General features: G+C 45.2%; 1 protein-coding gene. It reads left to right on the forward strand.

The genetic code is table 11. From position 1 onward, the window contains the following. Positions 1-403: 403 nt before the first annotated feature. Positions 404-1,733 (forward strand): nicotinate phosphoribosyltransferase (locus tag ON064_RS18130; protein WP_274625862.1); only part of this gene is annotated, 1,330 nt, incomplete at its 3' end.

Below are 1,733 nucleotides of genomic sequence, written 5' to 3' on the forward strand. Positions count from 1 at the left end.
TGCCCTCGAGTGAGGACAGCCCTTTGTTTTATTAGGTAACAATCATGCGTTTTGACTTAAATATTAACCCGTAACGAACGGGGAATCATTTCCATTGAAAGTGTTTGCTTTCATTGCCGCGGTAATAGTTCCACTGGGTGCTTTAAACTTAAGCAACGTAAACCCTGCCTTCTTTTACGTCCTTGCGATCCTGTAATCGCGCCAGTGTGAATAAGTATCTTCAAAAACATTGCGTAGAATGCCAGTCATCAAAATTTATATGTTACCTCGTAGTTAACTCCGAATACTATCTCATATTTTTGGGTATATGTCAATGATAGGGCCTATGTGGCAATTCATCATCTTATAAAATAAGAAATTTGATGTATAATGATAGTCATTACTGTGGAAGAAGGGGATTTTTGTGGAAACGCGTTATGCAGATGATAGCTTGGCATTACATACCGATTTATACCAAATCAATATGGCGGAAACCTATTGGGCGGATGGGATGCATGAACGGAAAGCGGTTTTCGAATTGTTTTTCCGGAAATTGCCATTCGGCAATGGTTATGCCACATTTGCGGGGCTTGAGCGAGTACTCGATTATTTGAATAACTTCCATTTTTCGGAAAGTGACATTGATTATTTGCGCAACGAACTTGGCTATAAGGATGATTTTTTAAATTATTTAAAAGAAATCCGTTTTACGGGGGATGTTTATTCAGTCGTCGAAGGCGAGCTCGTTTTCCAAAATGAACCGCTGATTCGCATCGAAGCGCCTCTTTTGGAAGCGCAATTGGTCGAGACAGCGCTTCTGAATATCGTCAACTACCAGACTTTGATTGCCACCAAAGCAAGCCGCATCAAACAAGTCGTCGGCACAGAACGCGTCATGGAATTCGGTACGCGCCGTGCACAGGAAATGGATGCAGCGATTTGGGGCACACGCGCAGCGTATATCGGCGGTTTGGAAGCAACGAGCAACACCCGTGCCGCCAAATTATTCGGCATTCCAGCAGCCGGCACCCATGCCCATTCGATGATCCAGGCCTATAAAGACGAATACGAGGCGTTCCATGCATATGCAAAGCGCCATCGTGAATGCGTCTTTTTAGTCGACACTTACGACACGTTGAAATCCGGCTTGCCGATCGCTATCCAAGTGGCGAAAGAGCTCGGTGACAAAATCAACTTCCGCGGCATCCGCTTAGACAGCGGAGATATCGCCTTTTTGTCCAAGGAAGCACGGAAAATGCTCGATGAGGCAGGGTTCCCTGACACCGAAGTGGTCGTTTCCAACGATTTGGATGAATACACCATCCTCAACTTGAAAGCGCAAGGAGCGAAGGTCGATGCATGGGGAATCGGGACAAAGCTTATCACTGCCTACGACCAGCCAGCGCTGGGTGCGGTATACAAACTCGTCTCCATCGAAAACAGTGCGGGCGAAATGGAAGACACCATCAAGATTTCGGGCAACGCTGAAAAAGTAACGACTCCTGGATTGAAAAGCGTTTACCGCATTATAGATAGGGAAAATGGGAAATCAGAAGGTGATTATATAACTTTACAGGACGAAAATCCGGCTTCTGAAGAACGTTTGAAAATGTTCCATCCCGTCCATACATTCGTCTCGAAATTCGTCACCAATTTCGATGCCGTTAACATCCATCAACAAGTCATTAAAGCAGGCGAAGTCGTTTATGAAAATCCGCCGCTCAAGGAAATACAAAAATATGCGGTAGGGACGC

The sequence above is a fragment of the Planococcus sp. A6 genome, assembly GCF_028823615.1.
In the GTDB taxonomy this organism is placed as follows: Bacteria; Bacillota; Bacilli; order Bacillales_A; family Planococcaceae; genus Planococcus.